The organism is Ruegeria sp. HKCCD8929, assembly GCF_013031405.1.
Lineage (GTDB): Bacteria > Pseudomonadota > Alphaproteobacteria > Rhodobacterales > Rhodobacteraceae > Ruegeria.
This window is the reverse complement of record NZ_WPZY01000027.1, coordinates 25,375-43,949: the sequence shown is the minus strand read 5'-3', so window position 1 is coordinate 43,949 and position 18,575 is coordinate 25,375. Positions and strand designations below refer to the sequence as shown.

Below are 18,575 nucleotides of genomic sequence, written 5' to 3'. Positions count from 1 at the left end.
ATTCAAAGGTGGAAAATTCCAGTTCGCAATGGCCCGAAAATCGGGGGGAAGGTCAAACAGGAACTAAAGAAGTCTCCAATGGGGTTATTCTTTGCCCACAAATAAAGCGAGCTTGCAGATCAGGCTCCTACGGTCCAAAATAGCACACAGAGAAAGTCTCTGTGTGCCTTTGAGATTACGCATTGTTGCTCAATTGTTGCTCTCAAGTGGGCGTGCATGGTAACCGATTGATCTTTCTATGAAAGAAAGAGAGCCCCCGGGGCACCATTAAATCATTGAAAATAAGAGTAATATTGCGGCGCCCTTGATCCAATCCATTTTTTGCTGAGACGTTGTGGGTGTCGCTTGGGTGCCAAAGAGTACTGCTTGGCTACTCATCTTCGCGATTGCGTGCTTCTCGCTTCACACAGTTTGCCAAGTGTGAACTTTCATCGCGTAAGAAAGCTAGCTTCGACGACCTACGTTCAGAGAACTCGAGGGGCAACTCGCTCATGCCAGTCGAGTTCATGAATTAGATGAAATCCACGGAGTCCGAATTGATGTCAGTGTCACTAAATGATTGGAACTCAGCGAGGAACCACTCTTCAAATTCGTCGCCCTCAAACTCGTACCACTCATCCTTGAACCAAAAACGCGTCATTCCAAACTGCAAGTACTTCTCTGTATCCCTGTGATTCCAGAACGGTTTGACACCGATAACTTCACATTCCGGCAGCCACGTTCTGGCTTGCCGGAGGCGCGCTTCCTTGCTCTTCGACCTTCCAATCTTTAATCGATTGCCAGCACTCAGAACGTAAATATAGCCAGGGTCTACAGGAGCGATCCCAAAAAATGAAAGTGCCCGGCTTGGAACAAACTCGTGCGACACGCTGTGCCCTTTCTTCGAGATGATCGCCTGTCGCCGTTGCACAAGGGAGTTGCGCGTTTGGCTGTCTCGGACTAGCGTCCACAACCATAGCGATTATGGAGTTATAGTTGACCACACTTTCACCTAACATCGAAAATCGAGTTCGAAAGCTGCCAAAGCCGTCCACCCCGGCTCAAGGTTGCTGCCACTATTTGAAGCGGTGAGCAACGCGTTCTTCGCCATTGACGATAGGTCCAAGAAAGAAACTAGACATCGTGGGCAAGTTCGAGTGACGGTTAGTGACCTTTCCAACATGGATAAGATCCAGATCATTGTCAAAGACGATGGGATAGGCCTCGACAAGGCGGCGGGATCGATACGAATTTAGCCGATTATTCCGCCGGCAGCAGAACCGGGCCTACTTTGTCCAATCCAACGGTAACCTCTGTTCCTGCTTCCAGTGGCGCATCGACGTTTTCGCTGATGGCGAAGATCTGCCCGAATGTGGCTTCCAGAGTGTATTCCATCCGGCTGCCGACATAGGTGGCTTTGGCGATTGACATCCCCATTCCCGACGGCGCGCCAATCTTTAGCCGGGTTGGGCGCACCGCCAATAGGGCCGCGCCCGCCCCTAACCCGCGTGCGGGCAGAGTGTGGGTGAAGTCCCCTACACTGATCGACGCGATGTCTTGGCTAACAGAGGTGATTTCACAGGGGATGATGTTCGCCTCGCCGATGAAATCCGCGACGAAACGATCGGCGGGGGCGTCGTACAACTGGCGCGGAGTGCCGATCTGGGCGATGCCCGCGTTCCGCATCACAACGATCTCGTCAGAGACGGCCAGTGCCTCTTCCTGATCGTGGGTCACGTAAACGACTGTAAGGCCAAGGTTTTGCTGGATTTCCCGTATCTCTTCACGGACCTGCCGCCGCAGCTTTGCATCCAGGTTAGAGAGCGGCTCGTCAAACAGCAGCACCTGCGGTTCCAGAACCAGCGCACGCGCGACGGCGACGCGCTGTTGCTGTCCGCCTGACAACTCGGATGGCAGCCGGTCACCAAATCCGCGCAGCCCGACGAGATCCAGCCCCTGCATCGCACGATCCTTGGTCTCGGCCTTGTCGAAGCCCGAGAAACCGAGCCCGTAGGACACGTTCTCCATCACCGTCATGTGCGGAAACAAGGCGTAAGATTGAAACACCATCGACACGTCGCGGTCAGTCGCGGGCAGCAGCGTGACATCCCTGTCGCCGATATGGATCGTCCCCTTGCTGGCCATTTCCAGCCCGGCGATCATGCGTAAAGTCGTGGTCTTGCCGCACCCGGAAGGACCCAGCAGGGTCACAAGCTTTCCTGCGTCGATCTCAAGATTGATATCGTCGACCGCCACCACGTCCTTGCCATAGACCTTGGTGACATTTCGAAAACTGACGGGCGCGGCTTTGGAGTTCAGGCTCATTTTCCGGGCGTCCTCATACGTTGGTGCGCGATTGGGTCATGCGGCGGCCAATCTCGGTCCGACCAACGATAACCTGCATCAGCGCCACTACGCTGAGCATCACGAAGATCAGCGTGGTGGAATAAGCAATGGCAAGACCATAGTCGTTGTTCTCGACCCGCCCGATGATGTAGCTGGTGGCCATGTCATACTCGGCCGAAACCAGGAAGATTACGGCGGAAATCGCGGTCATTGCCCGCACAAAACTATAGACCAACGCGGCCAGGATCGCGGGCCTGAGCAAAGGCAGGATGACACGGCGAAAGGTCTGCCAGGAATTCGCCCCGAGAGTCAGAGAGGATTCGTCCAGCGATTTGTCGAGCTGCGACATCGAGGCGATGCCGGCCCTCACGCCAACGGGCATGTTGCGGAAGATAAAGCTGACAACAAGGATGATGCCGGTACCGGTGATTTCAATCGGCGGAACATTGAAGGCCAGGATATAGCTGACCCCGATCACGGTTCCAGGAATGGCGAAGCTGAGCATCGTGCCGAACTCGAACGCATTCTTGCCCGCAAAGGACTGCCGGGTCAGCAGGTAGGCCGTGATCAGCCCCACGATTGCGGTCAGAGGTGCAGCAATTCCCGCGATCTTGAGCGTTGTCCAGAAGCTGTCCCAGGCGGCGCCGGACCAGCGAATGCCCCCCTCTTCCAGCCGGAAGGAGAAGGCCGTGACATAGTGTTTGAGCGTCAACGTGTTGTTGACGCCCCAAAGCTCGACCACCGATCCGTAGAAGATCATAGCGTAGACGATGGCTGTGAACCCGGCCCAGATCATCGCCAGTGCCAAAACCGGCATGGAAAGCGCGCGCGGCATATGTGGGTGCACCCCGCTGTCCCCTTTTCCGGACACGGTGGTATAGCTCTTTTTTCCCAACCAGAAACGCTGCGCGTAAAAGGCGCCAAGGGTAAAGCAAAGCAGCACCATGGCCAGCACCGCAGCTTTGCCCTGATCGTATTGAGCGCCGACAATGGCAAAGAAAATCTCGGTCGACAGCACATCGAAATTGCCGCCCAGAACAAGCGGGTTGCCGAAATCGGCCATGCTTTCGATGAACCCCAACAGGAACGCGTTTGCCAGGCCCGGGCGCATCAATGGCAAAGATACGGTCTTGAATACCTGCCACTTGCTGGCGCGCAGGGTTTGCGCGGCTTCTTCCATCGAGGGAGAGACCCCCTCGACCACGCCGATCAGCACCAGAAACGCGATGGGGGTAAACGCCAGGGTCTGGGCGATGAGAATACCGGGCAGACCGTAGAGCCATCTGGTGGGCTGCACGCCAAAGACATCCGCAAAGAACACGGTGACCGTGCCTGACAGGCCAAAAAGCAGGATCAGCGCAAGCCCGATCACAAAAGGTGGCGTGATGATCGGAAGAACGGTCAGCGCCCGCAGCGCGCGCTTGTACCGAAAGCCGGATCGCGTGACGACCAATGCAAAGATCAGACCCAGTACGGTGGTGACGACGCCGACAAGAACCGCCAGGAAAAGCGAATTCCAGGCAGCCCCGCAGCGGCTGCCCGACAGGCATCCAAGCCCCCATAACCGGTCATCGAAGAATTTCGAAAGAAAGACGCTGCCAGAATAACCGCCATCATCTGTGATGAACGCGGCGGTGAGCATCTTTGCGATGGGAAAGAACACAAAGGCCGTGACAATGACGATCACGCCTCCAATCGCGCTGACGACAAACACGTCCCCGTTGATGGCCCCACGGGCCGCAATGCCTTGTGTGAACAGGAACAGGAACGCCGAGGCGCAGATCAGCGCGCCGTATCCCATTCCAAACTGGCGGTCGCCGAGGTCGCCGAACAGGGCCTCTGCCCACTCGAAATTCCAGCCGCGGATACCAATCCCAAACCCCTGGAGGATGAGCCACCCAAATCCCCATGCCCCCGCGAGGATCAGCACTTTGGCGTAGATCGGGTCAATCTTGCGTTTGCCCAGCGCCAGCAGCGGCACGAGCAAGGCCAGGACCATCGGTGCCAGCCAGAGCTTTTCGCCTTGCGCAATCAGAAAGCCGGCCGGCGCGTAGTCCTCATCGAACGGGTAGCCGTCAATCAGCCACTCGAACGAAAAAAACTCCTCCACCCCGTACCAGGGGAGGAGGAAGAACCCGACCCATCCGGCAGCAATCCAGAAGATCAGAACCGGATGGGACGTTTTTTCAGATGTCAGTTGACGCATGGGTTATTGAGGCAGGGTGGATACCTCGTCGTCCCATTTCTTCAACAGGCGCTTGCGTTCATCTGACGATCCGTACTTTTTGAAGTCGTAGTCGATCAGCGTGATCTGCGACATATCGGGGGCCGATGGCGAGGTTTCAGCACCCTTGTTTGACGGCACCTGGAACGCATTCACCTGCAGAGCAAGGTTCTGCGCCTCGGCGCTCAACGCCCAATCATAGAACTTCTGAGCTTCTTCCAGATTACGCGCGCCTTCGATAATCGACATCGAGCCGATTTCATACCCGGTGCCCTCGCAGGGCGCGACAACCTTCACCGGAAAACCCGATACGGCCTGTTTGACGGCGTCGTGCATGAAGACAATGCCAACCGTGTTTTCACCGCGCCCCGCCGCTTTGATGGGTGCCGAACCGGACTTGGTGTATTGGTTGATGTTCTTGTGAAGGCCTTTCATGAATTCAAAGCCCTCATCCTCACCGAACAACTGCATCATCGTTGCCAGCGTTGTGTAGGCAGTGCCCGACGAGTTGGGGTTCGCCATCTGCACGTGGCCTTTGTATTCCGGCTTGAGCAGGTCTTTCCAACACGCCGGTTCCGGCAGGTTGTTGGCGGCCAAAAGGTCGGAGTTGTAGCCATATCCAAGCGCGCCGGAGTAAATCCCGATGGTCCTGTTGCCGGCACTCTCGGCCTGCGCAATTGCCCAAGGATGAAGCTGGTCCCGCATGGGCGAGATGTATTCCGCCGTCAGCCCTTCTTCGGCCGCCTGCAGATGCGGATCACCCGTTCCACCCCACCAGACGTCCCCCTTTGGGTTTGAGCTTTCGGCCTTGACCTGCGCAAAGGTCTCCCCCGAAGACTTCCTCGTCATCGCGACGTCAATTCCGGTGGCATCCTGAAAACTGTTCGCCATCAGCTGGCACCAGTCTTCCTGCGCCGAACAGTAAAATGTCAGCTTGTCGGCCTGCGCTGTACCCGCTGCCGCGACGAAGGCCAGTGCTGACGCACCAGCCAGTTTCTTCAACGAAGTCATGTTAATCCTCCCAGAGCAATCTGTTTTGTAACAGTTTTATGACATCAGCCTAGGAAGGGTTCTCGGTTCTGGCAAACAAAATCGGTTTGCGCCGCGAGCGGACTTTTCAAACCGGATACGAAGAACCGCAGAAAAAAGGCTCGGATCTGTCCCAAAATGACTCGATTTAAACGCACGGGTGCAGCGAGATTAACGCGGGAACCCGGCGCGTTCGCGGGATCCCGCAGCATGGGCGCTGGTGGTGGGCGATTAGGACGGCCCGATCATAAAGCAGGTGACATTGCGCGCCGTCAGACGGCGGCAGGCCAGATCAGCCTGCTCGCGGGTCATGCCCTGGAAGGTGGCATCGAACCCGCGCGAGCTTTGGTTGACCTTGCGCAGCGTGCCATCCAGCGTGGTCATCTCGGCCAAGGCGGTTCTCAACAGCACCTTCTCAGCCTGATACCGGGTGGTGAAACGGCCCACATTGATGCCCCAGAGATGCCCGCCCGAAGTGGACAGACGGGTGACCACCTCCTGCTCGGGTTCAGGTTGCTCTGCCGGTGTCGCAGAAGCCAGGACTAGGTTTTCCGGACGCAGCGCCGGGCGTGTGTCGCCGGATGCAACCGGCGCCTGCGGAGTGATCACATCAGCGGCCGCGATGGCCGCGCTGATCCCGGCCTGGATCTTGTCGCCATTCTTCGCTGCAGTTTCTGCCACAGTGCCGGCGATCTGAACGGTGCCAAGCGCTGCCGGTCGCATGACCGGACGCAAGCTGCGCGTGGAAACGCTGGCCACCTTGATAACCTTGCCAGCGCCGGTGCCTTTGTTGCCAGCATAAGCCGGACGGCCCGGCTTGCGGATCGGCGCGCGCGACGGCGCCCGGCGGAACCCAATATCCAGCAACTCGGCCACCCTGGCATTGCGCGATGCGCTCGACTTGCCGCCAAAGACGGTTGCGATGATGCGCTCGTCACCGCGCTTGGCCGACGCCACGAGGTTGAAGCCCGCCGCGCGGGTATAGCCGGTCTTGATCCCGTCCGCGCCCTTGTAGGCGGCCAGCAGGCGGCGGTTGGTGTTGGGCACGGTCTTGATTCCCGCATGGGTCTCGCGCCGCGAGAACAGGTTGTAATATTGCGGATAATCGTAGAGCAGGTGCCGCCCGAGCGTGGTCATGTCGCGCGCCGTAGACAGGTGCCCCGACTCGGTCAGGCCATGGGCGTTCTTGAATGTCGTGCGCGTCATCCCCATCGCCTTGGCGGTCCGGGTCATCCGGCGTGCAAACGCGGCCTCGGATCCGCTGATGGCGATGCCGATGGCCGTTGCGGCGTCATTGGCCGATTTCACCGCAGCCGCCCGGATCAAATAGCGAAAAGCGATTCTTTGCCCGCTGCGCAGGCCCAGCTTGGAGGGCGGCTCGCTTGCCGCGTGCTTGGTGATCTTCACCTTGGTATCCAGGCTGATCTCGCCGTTCCGCACCGCCTCGAACGCGATGTAGAGCGTCATCATCTTGGTCAGAGAGGCCGGATGCAGCCGTGTGTCCGCATTGCGGGAATGCAGCACCTCGCCCGTACGGGCGTCAATCACCATCGCCGCATATGGAGCTGCCGCCAAACTGAGCGGCAACAGCACAAATAGCCACAGAAAAGTAAGGATAATCAGGCCCAAACGGGCCGGCCCTGTCCGCCGTACCTGCACGATACTCGCCTCTGTCTGCCTCAACGCCGCCGGGTTTTCCCGGTCAGCAACACTGCTTGTTATTGACGCAAGGCTAACACAGCGTCTGGCCAAAATAAACCCGAAGCAGACGCCTCGTCGCAATTCCGCGCCCAAAGTTATCCACATGTTGGGAATTGTGTGTGTCAGAGCACTAAACCGGCGAAAAGGGCGGAATTATGTCATGAAAACAACGCAGTTTTCCCGCAGATGACGCCAATCTGCCACAGGCCGGACTGGATCAGGCCAGCGTGTGAACCAGATCGGCCAGCGCCCCGAGATCGGGCAATTCACGAAAACGTGGCGCATCTTCAGGCGCTTCGGCATGCTCATGCTCCCACACCAGCCCGTGCGGCACATGAACGCCCCACCCGCCTGCCTCAATTGCAGGCAGCACGTCGGACTGCAGGGAATTGCCGACCATCATCGCCCGGTCCGCCCCGTCTCCGTGACGGGCAAAAATCGACAGATATACGTCCGGCGTCTTTTCCGACACGATCTTCACCTCGTCGAACAATTCTCCCAAGCCCGACTGCGCCAGCTTGCGCTCCTGATCGATCAGGTCTCCCTTGGTGATCAGAATCACGCGGTGGCTTTCAGCCAGCGCCTCGATCGACTCGCGCGCATGCGGCAGCAGTTCGATGGGATGGGCCAGCATTTCTTGCCCGGCCTCGATCAGTTTCCGGATCACCGAGGCGGGCACCCGGTCGCCGGTTACCTCGATCGCGGTTTCGATCATCGACAGAGTAAACCCCTTCACTCCGTAACCATAGTGCCGGATGTTGCGCCGTTCGGCGACCAGCAGCCGCTCCATCAGGTGGTCCTTTTCGGCGTGATCGGCCAGCAGATCGGCAAAATGCGCCTGCGTCAGTTGAAAGAACCGTTCGTTATGCCACAGCGTATCATCCGCATCGAAACCGACCGTGGTGAGGTTTTGTTGCATTTGTCGCGTTTGCTTTCTCTTTTCCAATGCCGCTCTAAGGTTATATAAGCATTCCACCAAACCGAACCCGGAATCGGATACCGCTGCCCGATGCTGCTAGAGCCCCTGATGATGTCGGACAAAGAGGACGAGGATGAAAGCACCTCGGTCCTTGTTCAGACGCGCGCCAAGACCAAGCGCCCGCCGCTCTACAAGGTGCTGCTGCTGAATGACGATTACACGCCGATGGAGTTCGTGGTCCACGTGCTCGAGCGGTTCTTTAGCATGACCCACGCACAGGCGTTCGAGATCATGCTGACGGTTCACAAGAAAGGTGTCGCAGTGGTCGGAGTATTCAGCCACGAGATCGCCGAAACCAAGGTGGGACAGGTGATGGATTTCGCCCGCCGCCATCAGCACCCGTTGCAGTGCACCATGGAAAAAGAAGACTGAGGCCGTTGGCCTTCGGACTGTGCCGGCCAGAAGCCGGGCACCGCGCCCATTATTCCGGATGATCCAATGTCTGCCCGCCTGACCCTCGCCCTTGATGCCGGCCTGACCCTGTCCGATCCGCTGTCGATCCTGCTGCCCACGCCGGATCATGACCTGTCGGCGCTACCGCGCGGGTCGCAGGTGATGCAGCCGTTCAAACCGTTTCACGACCATTTCGCTACGCAGGGCTTTGCCGCCACGCCTGATGCGGACGATTCCTGCGCCGATGCGGTGCTGTTCCTGCCGCGCGCCAAGGCACAGGCCCGCGCGATGGTGCATCGGGCCTGCACCCGCGCCTCGGGCACCGTGGTGGTGGACGGCGCCAAGACCGATGGCATCGACAGCCTGATGAAGGACATCCGTAGACGGGTGCCGGTCGAGGGGCCGATCTCGAAAGCGCATGGCAAGATCTTCTGGTTTCAAGCCGATGCCGAGACTTTCGCCGACTGGGCTGCGCCCGAGGTGCAGCAGGTGGACGGGTTCCGCACCGCTCCCGGCGTGTTTTCCGCCGATGGCATCGACCCAGCCTCCGAACTATTGCTGGCCGCCCTGCCCGACAAGCCGGGCCGCCACATCGCCGATCTGGGCGCGGGCTGGGGGTTTCTGTCGGCCCGGCTTCTGAACAGCGATGAAATTCGCACGATTCATCTGGTCGAGGCCGACCACACCGCCCTCACCTGCGCCCGCGCCAACGTGCCCGACCCGCGCGCCAGCTTTCACTGGGCCGATGCGCGCCGATGGAAAGCGCCCGAGCCCGTCGACACCGTGGTGATGAACCCGCCCTTTCATACTTCGCGCAGTGCCGACCCCGCGCTGGGGCAGGACTTCATCACAGCCGCTGCCCGCAACCTCACCGGCTCCGGACACCTGTGGATGGTCGCCAACCGCCATCTGCCCTACGAAGCCACGCTGGCCGAGCGTTTCACGACCGTCGAAGAGGTGACCGGCAACAATCGGTTCAAGGTGCTCTACGCCTCTCGCCCCCGCCGCTGATCCCGGCTAACCTGCGCCGCAACTCAGGAGGAAGCGCATGTCCTTTTCCATCGCAGGCAAGACCGCCATCATCACCGGCGCCGCCAATGGTATCGGCCTTGCCATCGGCCGCAAGTTCGCCGAGGCGGGAGCCAATGTCATGTTCGCGGACATGGACGAAAAACGCCTGATCGAAGAGCTGGGCGAACAGGTGGACGAAGGCAATGTGCGCTATTTCGCGGGCGATCTGCGCGAGAAGCTGACCATTGCCAATCTGCTCTCGGCCACGCTCGACGCGTTCGATCAGGTGGATATCCTGGTCAATGGCTCGCGCCAAGTGATCCCGTCCGATCCGCTGGATACCGACGACGACTCGGTCAAGACGCTGCTGAACCAGAACCTGATGCCCGCGCTACGCCTCAGCCAGGTGGTCGCCAAGCGGATGATCAAGCAGGCGGGCGATGACGATGAGGGCCCGGCGGGCGCGATCATCAACCTGTCCTCCATTGCCGCGCGCCGCACCCATCCCGATCTGATGGCCTATTCCGTTTCGACCGCCGCGCTGGATCAGCTGACCCGCTCAATGGCGGTGGCGCTGGCCCCCAACCGCATCCGCGTCAACGCCATCGCGTTGGGCTCAGTGATGAGCGCCTCGCTGCGTTCCACGCTGAAAGAAAACCGCGATTTCCGCGAAGATATCGAAAACCACACGCCGCTGGCACGTATCGCCGCACCGACCGAACTGACCGACACCGCCCAGTTCCTCGCTTCGGACGCCGCCGGGTTCATGACCGGCCAGATTCTGACCATCGATGGCGGCCGCACCCTGCTCGACCCCGTTGCCGCACCCGCACACTGACTTGCCACCCCGCGCTTCCCTCTCCCCCCGGGGGAGAGGGCCAGGGTGAGGGGGACCTCGCCACATGCGCGCCATCAAGGACCCGCCATGACCAACTCGCTCGCCGCCGAAAAAGCCACCGCCGCCGCCTGGTTCCGCCAACTGCGTGACGAGATCACCACCGCGTTCGAAGCGCTTGAGGACAGCCACGATCAGGGACCCTTCGCCGAAGCCGAACCAGGACGGTTCGAGGTGACCGAGACCAAACGCCAATCGGACGACGGATCGGATACGGGCGGCGGACTGATGTCGGTCATGCGCGGGGGCCGCGTGTTCGAGAAGGTCGGCGTCAATGTCTCGACCGTCTACGGCCAGCTCGGTGAACGGGCGCAGCAGGCCATGGCCGCGCGCAAAGGCATTCCCGGCATGAAGGACGATCCCCGCTTCTGGGCCAGCGGCATCTCTCTGGTCGCCCATATGCGCAACCCGCATGTGCCCGCAGTCCACATGAACACGCGCATGTTCTGGACGCCACATGCCTGGTGGTTCGGCGGCGGCTCAGACCTCAATCCCTGCATCGAATATGACGAGGACACGACGCATTTCCATGATCAGCAGAAACGCCATCTCGACCCGCACGGCCCCGGCCATTACCCCCGCCTGAAGGATTGGGCAGACGAGTATTTCTACATCCCCCACCGCAAGCGTGCCCGGGGTGTGGGCGGCATCTTCATGGACGACTATTGCACCGGCGACTGGCAGACGGATTTCGCGCTGACCCAGGACATTGGCCGCGCCTTCCTGCCCGCGTTCCTGCCGCTGGTCGAGAAACGCCGCGTCCAGCCCTTCACCGAGGCCGACAAGGACACTCAGCTTGTCCATCGCGGGCTCTACGCGGAGTACAACCTCGTTTACGACCGGGGCACCAAGTTCGGGCTGGAAACCGGCCATGACCCTGATGCGGTACTGATGAGCCTGCCTCCCTTGGCCAAGTGGGTCTGACCGGGCAGTTTGGGTCCTTGCAGCAGAGGGTTTTACCCCTCCTGGCCGGCAATCCGCCCGCCTACATCTTCTGGCGCGATGGCCACGGTCTTGACGACGGCATAGCATTCCGCCCCCTCAACCAGCCCCAGCGCATCCGCCGAACGGCGGGTGACGCGCGCCAGCACCATGCCCGCGCGGGTACGGACCGAGACAATGGCCCCCGGCCCCTCACCGGCGCGCAGCCCGGCCACGGTGCCTTGCAGGACGTTCAGCGCCGACAGCCCCTCGGGTTTGCGGTTGGACAGGATCACCTCCTGCGCTGCGATCCGAACACGCAGTTCTTCACCCTCCGGATGCGATATGCGCGGCAGGAACAGCCTGTCGCCCCCGGCGTCGAGCTCGGTTAGCCCATCGGCGTGATGCGCCCTGACCCGCGCCTGCAGGATCGCACCAACTGCGCGGACCCCGGCGGGCGCCACGGCGGGATCGGCCAGCACCTCGGCTGCCGGGCCATGGCCGGCCACTTTGCCATCCTGCAACGCCACGACCGAGGTCGCCAGCCGCGCCACTTCGGCGGCGGAGTGGGTGACGTAGAGGATCGGGACGGAGACCTCGTCCCTAAGCCGTTCGAAATAGGGAAGGATCTCGGCCTTGCGCGCCTCGTCCAGCGCCGCCAATGGTTCATCGGCGAGGATCAGGCGCGGGCTGGCCAGCAAGGCGCGGCCAATGGCGACACGCTGTTTCTCGCCGCCCGACAGCATTGCCGGCCTGCGGGTCAGCAGATGGCCGATACCCAGCATCTCGACCACCTTATCCACGCTCTCGCGCTGCGCATTGCGGGGCGCGAACCAGCGACCATAGGCCAGGTTCTGCCGCACCGTTAGATGCGGGAACAGGCGCCCCTCCTGAAAGATGTAACCCAGCCTGCGCCGATGCGGCGGCAGCCACAGCCCCTGGGCGATATCGAACAGAACCCGGTCGTCAATCGCCACCCGCCCCGCCTGCGGCCGCAGCAACCCGGCCACTGCGTTGATGATCGTGGTCTTGCCCGAGCCCGAGCGCCCGAACAGCACCGTCACCCCCGGCGGCGCGTCGAACGCCGTATCGAGGGCGAGCCCGCCGAGGCGGTGGGTCAGGCGCACAGACAGGCTCATGTCCCGGCCACCCTGGCCGCGGCGCGGCGGCCCACATGTTCCGACAGCAAGAGAGCGCCCAGCGCTACGACGATCGAGATCACCACCAGCCGCATCGCCGACCCTTCACCGCCCGGCACCTGCAGGAACGCGTAGACCGCCGAGGGCAGCGTCTGGGTCTGACCGGGGATGTTGGAGACAAAGGTGATCGTGGCCCCGAACTCTCCCATCGCCTTGGCAAAGGCAAGGATGGCCCCCGCGATCACGCCCGGCAGGATCATCGGCAGGGTCACGGTCAGAAACACCCAGCCGCGTGACGCGCCCAGCGTGGCACCCGCCTGTTCCAGTTTGGGGTCAACCGCCTCGATCGACAGCCGGATGGCGCGGACCATGAGCGGAAAGGCCATGACACCGGCAGCCAACGCGGCTCCGGTCCAGCGAAAAGCGAACACGATGCCCATCTGTTCCAGCAACCCGCCTACAGGTCCTTGCGTGCCGAAAGTCAACAGCAGCAGATATCCGGTCACCACCGGCGGCATGATGAGCGGCAGATGCACCAGCCCGTTCAGAATCTGCCGCCCCGGAAACCGCCAGCGGGCCAGCGCATAGGCGGCCAGAACCCCCAGCGGCAGCGAGACCAGAGTGGCCCAGAACGACACCTGCAGCGACAGGGCAAGCGCGCTCCACTCTTGCGGGCTCAGCCAGTCCACGCGCCTACTCACCGGGCAGGGTAAATCCCTGCTCCGCAAATATCCGCTGCACCGTATCGCCTTGCAGATAGGTCAGAAATTCACGCGCCTCCGTGCCGCCACGCTGGGTGACGGCTGCCGGGTAAACGATGGGCGGATGCGCCGTTTCGGGGATATGGGCCACGATCTGAACGCGCTCCTCGGCCAGTGCATCGGTGGCGTAGACTATCCCCAGCGGCGCGGCTCCAGTCGCGACCAGAGCTAGTGCCGCCCTTACATTGTCGGCCTGCGCGACTTTGTCCGAGACGCATTCCCACAGGCCGAGGTGCTGCAAAGCCGCCTTGCCGTAGAGCCCAGCGGGCACCGCATCAACCATGGCCATGGCCAGATAACCACCCTTGAGCCGCCCGATCAGATTGAACTCCGACCCGATCTCAGCCATCTGGCCTGCGTCCTCAGACCCAACCAGCACCAGGCTGTTGCCAAGCAAATCCACACGTGTGGTGGCGTCGATCTGGCCACCGGTTTCCAGCACATCCATCCATTTTGAGTTGGCCGAGACAAACACATCCGCGGGCGCGCCAAGTTGGATCTGCCGCGACAGGATCGGGGAACCGGCGTAGGACAGCGTCACGGATTGACCGGTCTCCGCTTGGTAATCGGCGGCGACCCGGTCCAGGGCGGTCTTGAGACTGGCGGCAGCAAACACCGTCAGTGTCTCGGCCCGGACCAAGGCGGGGGCAAGCAGTATGGCGCCCAGGACAACGGCCATGGCACAAAATCGTTGGGCGCTGGACAGGATCATGACCACATCCATGACTTCCTTGGGTTTCTTCGGGAATATCGGAGCGCAGACAGGACAAGCAAGGTCTAATTTCCTCCATCTGCCTCGCGGCAATTGCCAGTAGGCAGGGACCCGATTCCCGGGACGCCTGTATTGATCGACCAAACCCTCAGGAGACCATCACAACAGACGGCTTTGAATCGGAAGTTTCTGGCCGGAGCGCCAACGGGCCGCAACATCTTGTTCATGACCTCGCCTTCCAGATCCAGCCGACGCTCGATCTTGCCGGTTTTCAGGCTGACCACCGTGATCGGGCATTCGGGCTCAACCTTTTCCTCCCGAAACCACTGGTTCAAAAGTGTGTCGTCATTGCCCTCAAGGACTGCCGTCTGACCGGTCAGTGATCAATCGCCATCTGCGCTTGATCCGCGAACTCTGAGTGCGACCGCCGTGCGACGTGTTTTTTCGGGAATGCTCCCGTCTTCCAGCCAGGTCAGTATGGTCTGTGCAACCCCCTGCCCGAAACCCGCCACGTCACAATGAACCGAAGTCAATGAAGGCCAGGAATGTGAGGCCTCTTCGATGTCATCAAATCCCACAACTCTGAAATCCTTGCCGACGGAGCGCTGCAGTTCGTGGCAACCCGCAAGAAGCCCAAGCGCGACAAGGTCGTTAAAACAAAGCGCGGCATCGCAGTCGGGATATTCCTTGGCGAGCCGGACGGCGGCTTCACGCCCGAAAGAACGGCTGGCTTTACCGGTCAGAAGAAGCGGTTGCATCGACGTGGCGTCAAGCGCTTCGATGTAGCCCGCCATGCGCTCGCGCGTGACATCGCGTCCCTCAAGGCCGCCGACGAATGCAATCTTCTGCGCGCCTTGGTCCAGCAGGTGACGCGTGGCGATGCGGCTGCCCTCAAGATAGTCCGGCGCGGCAAACGGAAAGCGATCGGTTCGCGCATCCACCTTGCGCAAAACCTGCATGGCGGGAATACCGGCACGTTCGATTGTATCGAAGGCGTCGGATACCTCTCCGTAGGCCGGCGAGACGATGAGCCCGGAAACCCCGTGCTCGATCATGGCACCGACAACCTGCGCCTGGATAGCGGGATCCTCGTCGGTGTTGGCAACAACGGTGGCATATCCCCTGCCCGCGAGCGCCATTTGGAGTGACGTCGCGAATTCGGTGAAAAACGGATTTCGTAAATCGTTGATAACCAGACCGATCAGACCGACATTGGCGGTCCGCATCTGAGCCGCCGCGCGATTATAGACGTAGCCAATGCGCGCCATTGCTTCGCGCACCTGCTGTCGGGTCTTTTCCTTAACCAACGGGCTGCGCTGCAGCACGAGGCTGACGGTGGATTTGGACACCCCGGCCTCTTTCGCCACATCCTTTATCGTTGGTCTGCGATCCATGGGCGTGCCCGTATCAGATGCCGTGCAGAGACAGCAACGCCTTCATACGGGTCACCGCGAGATCGGGGTTGGACAGAAGACGTGCCTGATCCGCGAGGCGGAAGACGTTGGCATAGTGGGTGATGTCCCGGCTGGACTGAAAACCTCCGGGCATGACGAAATGGGACTGATACCCGTTGAGCCAGGACAGGAAAGCGATACCCGCCTTGTAGAACCGGGTCGGCGCTTTGAATATTTCCCGGCTCAGGGGCACTGTCGGCGCCAGCAGCGAATGAAACCCGGGCAAGTCGTCCTGCGCCAAGGCCTCCAGCGCCTGTGATGCTGCGGGGGCAATGGCTGCGAAGATACCCAGAAGCGCATGCGAAAAGTGGCTTTCGTCCCCGGCGATCAGATCGGCATAGTTGAAATCGTCGCCCGTGTAGAGCCGAACGCCATCCGGCAGGCGGGCGCGGAAGTCTTCCTCATGAGCCTGATCGAGAAGAGAGATCTTGATCCCGTCCACTTTGGCTGGGTTCTCGGCGATCAGGTCGAGGACGAAGTTGCTGGCATCCGCTACGTCAGAGTGTCCCCAATAGCCGGACAAAGCTGGATCGAACATGTCACCCAGCCAGTGCAGGATGACCGGCTCAGCGGCCTGGTCGATGAGCGCACGATAGACCGCGTGATAGATATCCGGCGCGGCGTTGATGGCCGGAAATGCGCGCGAGGCCATGAGGATCAACTGGCCACCCGCCGTCTCGATCGCCTCGGCTTGGTCCTGATAGGCCGCGCGGATGGCGTCTGCGGACGTAAGCGTCTCAAGTGGCTTGTGATCGGTGCCCGCGCCGCAGGCCACGCGAGGCCGCATGGGGTGGGCCTTGGCCGCGGCCATCGTGCGCTGGATAAGTTCCAGCGCCGTGGCCCAGTCGACACCCATGCCGCGTTGAGCGGTATCCATGGCCTCGGCCAGACCCAGGCCCTGATCCCAGAGGCCATGGCGAAATGCCAGCGTGGCATCCCAGTCCACGGCAGGTCGGGTGTCCCACGGGTTTCGCTCTCTTAACGGGTCCGACACCACATGCGCCGCCGCGAAGGCGGTGCGGGTCAGCGGTACCTTTGGCGCCCTTGGGATCAGCGGATCGCCAACAAGCACATAAGGGGCGATTTGGCCGTCTTCGGTGGGTAGGTTCAGCATGTCTCAGCTCTCACGTTTCGATATCGAGGACCAGAACACCGTCCAGCCCACCTTGTGCATTGGCAACGATCTGACCGCCGAGCGCCTTGTGTTCTTCGTTATCGGCATAGGCCTGCACCGCGTCCCAACCATCAAAGTCGATGGTGAAGCCATGCATATATCCGCGCTCAATCTGTTCTGGGCTTTCCGAGCGTCCGCCAACAAAGTTGCGCGCGCCAGGCAAGGTTTCGGCGACGCGGGCCAGCCCGGAATAGATGTCCGCGATCGTCTGTTCAGAGGTTTCAGTGGCGAACCGGGTCAGGACGATATGGCGGATCATTGGTAAAGCTCCTGATCTTGTTTGATCATGTCGGCAGCCTTCTCACCGATCATGATTGACGGGGCATTCGTGTTCGAAGAGTTGACTGTGGGCATGATCGAGGCATCCGCCACGCGCAGGCCGTCAACCCCGTTGAACCTCAGACGCGGGTCAAGAACCGCACCTTCATCCACCCCCATACGACAGGTTCCCGCGCAGTGGTGCGAGGTTTTCGAGTGCGCGCAGATGAAGTTGAAATAGTCCTCGTCGGTCCGAATGTCCGGCCCGGGAAGCCGTTCAGCCAGAATGTAGGGTTTCAAGGCATCCTGCGCGAGGATGTTCTGGACAAGCTTGAGGCCACGGATTGACATCTCGCGATCATAGGGATCGGCAAGGTAATTCGGATCGATCAGTGGCATGTCGTCCGGATTGGCTGAGCGCAACCGAACTCTGCCCCGTGACCGGGGCCGCAAAAAGCAGGCATTCAGCGTCACCCCACCATTGGGCATCGCGGCAACCCCGGCCTCGATACCCGTGCCCAGACCCAGATGCATCTGGATGTCCGGCGAACGCGCGTCCGGGTCGGCATACCAGAACCCCCCGGTTTCAAAGAGGCTGGACGCCACGGGACCCTTCCGAGTGAACAGGTATTGCAGCCCGGCAATCGCCGACAGATGCGGTTTGGCAAAGCGGTCATAGGTATGGGGGCCGGTCACTTCGCAGATTGCGTAAAGGTCCAGATGATCCTGCAGATTGGCCCCGACGTTCGGCTGATCCAAAACCACGTCTATTCCAAGCCTCCGAAGTTCATCCGCAGGACCGATACCGGAGAGTTGCAGAAGTCGGGGTGAACCTATCGCCCCCGATGAGAGAACGACCTCTCGATCAGCCGAAATACGGGACCCGTCGAGCAGTTCCACGCCGGTTGCCCGCCCACTCTCGACAAGGATGCGGCGCACGTGCGCGTCGGTGCGGACGGTCAGGTTCGGGCGCCCCCTGTTTGGCGCAAGAAACGCCATTGCCGCCGACGAACGCCGCGCGTTCCGCTGGGTGAGTTGATAGAACCCCGCGCCATCCTGCTTTTCACCGTTGCAGTCCTCCATGCGGGGAATGCCGACCTCGTTCGCTGCTTCGATGTAAGCTTCGCAAATCGGCAAGGGGGCGGCGGGTTGGCTGACACCAAGGGGACCGCCTTTGGCGTGGTATTCGTTGTTGAACGTGTCGTTGTCTTCGGATCTGCGGAAATAGGGCAACACATCGGAGTAACTCCAACCTTCGCATCCGAGCTGTCGCCATTCGTCATAGTCCTGAGCGTTGCCACGGGTGTAGATCTGGGCATTGATCGCCGAGCCGCCGCCGATCACCTTGGCCTGCGTGTAGTTGAAGACCTTGTCCTTCATGTGGCGCTGTGGAACCGTCGACCAGCCCCAACTTGCGATGCCCTTCGTCATCTTGGCAAAGCCCGCTGGCAGGTGAAAAAACGGGTGGCGATCACGTCCGCCGGCCTCCAGCAGCAGGACATTGACGTCGCGCACTTCACTAAGCCTCGCGGCCAGCACCGACCCTGCCGAACCGCCGCCAATGATGATGAAATCGTATCCCTTGGTCATGTCGGGTCT

The 18,575-nt window shown here is 60.8% G+C and carries 17 protein-coding genes; 4 read left to right on the top strand and 13 right to left on the bottom strand.

The window, feature by feature from the left end; genetic code table 11:
• Positions 1-511: 511 nt before the first annotated feature.
• From GOX53_RS23610 to GOX53_RS23585, 6 genes are all read right to left on the bottom strand, one after another.
• The gene (locus GOX53_RS23610) at positions 512-868 is read right to left on the bottom strand and encodes a GIY-YIG nuclease family protein (RefSeq protein WP_171180773.1); all 357 of its coding nucleotides are present in this window, start codon (positions 866-868) and stop codon (positions 512-514) included.
• A gap of 371 nt (positions 869-1,239) precedes the next feature.
• Positions 1,240-2,304 carry an ABC transporter ATP-binding protein gene (locus GOX53_RS23605; RefSeq protein ID WP_171180772.1) on the bottom strand — a complete coding sequence of 355 codons (1,065 nt, stop codon included), beginning with the start codon at positions 2,302-2,304 and terminating at the stop codon, positions 1,240-1,242.
• Between the two features lie 13 nt (positions 2,305-2,317).
• Positions 2,318-4,531 carry an iron ABC transporter permease gene (locus tag GOX53_RS23600; protein ID WP_171180770.1) on the bottom strand — a complete coding sequence of 738 codons (2,214 nt, stop codon included), beginning with the start codon at positions 4,529-4,531 and terminating at the stop codon, positions 2,318-2,320.
• A 3-nt stretch (positions 4,532-4,534) separates the two neighbouring features.
• Positions 4,535-5,560, bottom strand: a complete 1,026-nt coding sequence (locus GOX53_RS23595) for an ABC transporter substrate-binding protein (protein WP_171180768.1) — start codon at positions 5,558-5,560, stop codon at positions 4,535-4,537.
• A 249-nt stretch (positions 5,561-5,809) separates the two neighbouring features.
• Complete coding sequence (locus tag GOX53_RS23590) at positions 5,810-7,237, bottom strand: D-alanyl-D-alanine carboxypeptidase family protein (protein ID WP_371810422.1); 1,428 nt, start codon at positions 7,235-7,237, stop codon at positions 5,810-5,812.
• A 259-nt stretch (positions 7,238-7,496) separates the two neighbouring features.
• On the bottom strand, positions 7,497-8,198 hold the full coding sequence (locus GOX53_RS23585) for an HAD family hydrolase (RefSeq protein ID WP_171180763.1): 702 nt from the start codon (positions 8,196-8,198) through the stop codon (positions 7,497-7,499).
• A gap of 90 nt (positions 8,199-8,288) precedes the next feature.
• On the opposite strand from GOX53_RS23585, the gene clpS reads away from it, so the two are divergent.
• The 4 genes from clpS to hemF all read left to right on the top strand — a co-directional run bounded on the left by clpS (position 8,289) and on the right by hemF (position 11,481).
• The gene (gene clpS / locus GOX53_RS23580; RefSeq protein WP_171180761.1) at positions 8,289-8,630 is read left to right on the top strand and encodes an ATP-dependent Clp protease adapter ClpS; all 342 of its coding nucleotides are present in this window, start codon (positions 8,289-8,291) and stop codon (positions 8,628-8,630) included.
• A 66-nt stretch (positions 8,631-8,696) separates the two neighbouring features.
• Entirely contained in the window at positions 8,697-9,662 is a 966-nt protein-coding gene (locus GOX53_RS23575; RefSeq protein ID WP_171180759.1) for a class I SAM-dependent methyltransferase, read from the top strand.
• A 37-nt stretch (positions 9,663-9,699) separates the two neighbouring features.
• A complete protein-coding gene (locus tag GOX53_RS23570; protein WP_171180757.1) occupies positions 9,700-10,500 on the top strand; it encodes an SDR family NAD(P)-dependent oxidoreductase in 801 nt (266 codons plus the stop codon).
• A gap of 87 nt (positions 10,501-10,587) precedes the next feature.
• On the top strand, positions 10,588-11,481 hold the full coding sequence (gene hemF, locus GOX53_RS23565) for an oxygen-dependent coproporphyrinogen oxidase (protein ID WP_171180755.1): 894 nt from the start codon (positions 10,588-10,590) through the stop codon (positions 11,479-11,481).
• A 32-nt stretch (positions 11,482-11,513) separates the two neighbouring features.
• Here the strand turns inward: hemF and modC are convergent, their stop codons facing one another.
• The 7 genes from modC to GOX53_RS23530 all read right to left on the bottom strand — a co-directional run bounded on the left by modC (position 11,514) and on the right by GOX53_RS23530 (position 18,566).
• On the bottom strand, positions 11,514-12,617 hold the full coding sequence (modC, locus tag GOX53_RS23560) for a molybdenum ABC transporter ATP-binding protein (protein ID WP_171180753.1): 1,104 nt from the start codon (positions 12,615-12,617) through the stop codon (positions 11,514-11,516).
• The gene (gene modB / locus GOX53_RS23555; RefSeq protein WP_171180751.1) at positions 12,614-13,306 is read right to left on the bottom strand and encodes a molybdate ABC transporter permease subunit; all 693 of its coding nucleotides are present in this window, start codon (positions 13,304-13,306) and stop codon (positions 12,614-12,616) included. The genes modC and modB overlap by 4 nt, the downstream gene beginning before the upstream one ends.
• 4 nt (positions 13,307-13,310) lie before the next feature.
• Positions 13,311-14,090 (bottom strand): molybdate ABC transporter substrate-binding protein, encoded by a 780-nt coding sequence (gene modA, locus GOX53_RS23550; RefSeq protein ID WP_254446726.1) that lies wholly within the window; start codon positions 14,088-14,090, stop codon positions 13,311-13,313.
• Between the two features lie 383 nt (positions 14,091-14,473).
• On the bottom strand, positions 14,474-15,484 hold the full coding sequence (locus GOX53_RS23545; protein WP_171180749.1) for a LacI family DNA-binding transcriptional regulator: 1,011 nt from the start codon (positions 15,482-15,484) through the stop codon (positions 14,474-14,476).
• A gap of 13 nt (positions 15,485-15,497) precedes the next feature.
• Positions 15,498-16,658 carry a dihydrodipicolinate synthase family protein gene (locus GOX53_RS23540; RefSeq protein WP_171180747.1) on the bottom strand — a complete coding sequence of 387 codons (1,161 nt, stop codon included), beginning with the start codon at positions 16,656-16,658 and terminating at the stop codon, positions 15,498-15,500.
• 10 nt (positions 16,659-16,668) lie between these two features.
• Positions 16,669-16,977 (bottom strand): Dabb family protein, encoded by a 309-nt coding sequence (locus GOX53_RS23535; protein ID WP_171180745.1) that lies wholly within the window; start codon positions 16,975-16,977, stop codon positions 16,669-16,671.
• Positions 16,974-18,566 (bottom strand): GMC family oxidoreductase, encoded by a 1,593-nt coding sequence (locus GOX53_RS23530; protein ID WP_171180742.1) that lies wholly within the window; start codon positions 18,564-18,566, stop codon positions 16,974-16,976. Before GOX53_RS23530 ends, GOX53_RS23535 begins: the two co-directional genes overlap by 4 nt.
• Positions 18,567-18,575: the final 9 nt, after the last annotated feature.

Excerpts from the sequence above, each read along its gene's own strand:
- GOX53_RS23540 (WP_171180747.1), bottom strand. The coding sequence starts at position 16,658 with ATGCTGAACCTACCCACCGAAGACGGCCAAATCGCCCCTTATGTGCTT.
- GOX53_RS23570 (WP_171180757.1), top strand. The coding sequence starts at position 9,700 with ATGTCCTTTTCCATCGCAGGCAAGACCGCCATCATCACCGGCGCCGCC.
- modC (WP_171180753.1), bottom strand. The coding sequence starts at position 12,617 with ATGAGCCTGTCTGTGCGCCTGACCCACCGCCTCGGCGGGCTCGCCCTC.
- clpS (WP_171180761.1), top strand. The coding sequence starts at position 8,289 with ATGCTGCTAGAGCCCCTGATGATGTCGGACAAAGAGGACGAGGATGAA.
- GOX53_RS23545 (WP_171180749.1), bottom strand. The coding sequence starts at position 15,484 with ATGGATCGCAGACCAACGATAAAGGATGTGGCGAAAGAGGCCGGGGTG.
- GOX53_RS23530 (WP_171180742.1), bottom strand. The coding sequence starts at position 18,566 with ATGACCAAGGGATACGATTTCATCATCATTGGCGGCGGTTCGGCAGGG.
- GOX53_RS23585 (WP_171180763.1), bottom strand. The coding sequence starts at position 8,198 with ATGCAACAAAACCTCACCACGGTCGGTTTCGATGCGGATGATACGCTG.
- hemF (WP_171180755.1), top strand. The coding sequence starts at position 10,588 with ATGACCAACTCGCTCGCCGCCGAAAAAGCCACCGCCGCCGCCTGGTTC.
- GOX53_RS23605 (WP_171180772.1), bottom strand. The coding sequence starts at position 2,304 with ATGAGCCTGAACTCCAAAGCCGCGCCCGTCAGTTTTCGAAATGTCACC.
- GOX53_RS23535 (WP_171180745.1), bottom strand. The coding sequence starts at position 16,977 with ATGATCCGCCATATCGTCCTGACCCGGTTCGCCACTGAAACCTCTGAA.
- GOX53_RS23575 (WP_171180759.1), top strand. The coding sequence starts at position 8,697 with ATGTCTGCCCGCCTGACCCTCGCCCTTGATGCCGGCCTGACCCTGTCC.
- GOX53_RS23600 (WP_171180770.1), bottom strand. The coding sequence starts at position 4,531 with ATGCGTCAACTGACATCTGAAAAAACGTCCCATCCGGTTCTGATCTTC.
- modA (WP_254446726.1), bottom strand. The coding sequence starts at position 14,090 with ATGATCCTGTCCAGCGCCCAACGATTTTGTGCCATGGCCGTTGTCCTG.
- GOX53_RS23595 (WP_171180768.1), bottom strand. The coding sequence starts at position 5,560 with ATGACTTCGTTGAAGAAACTGGCTGGTGCGTCAGCACTGGCCTTCGTC.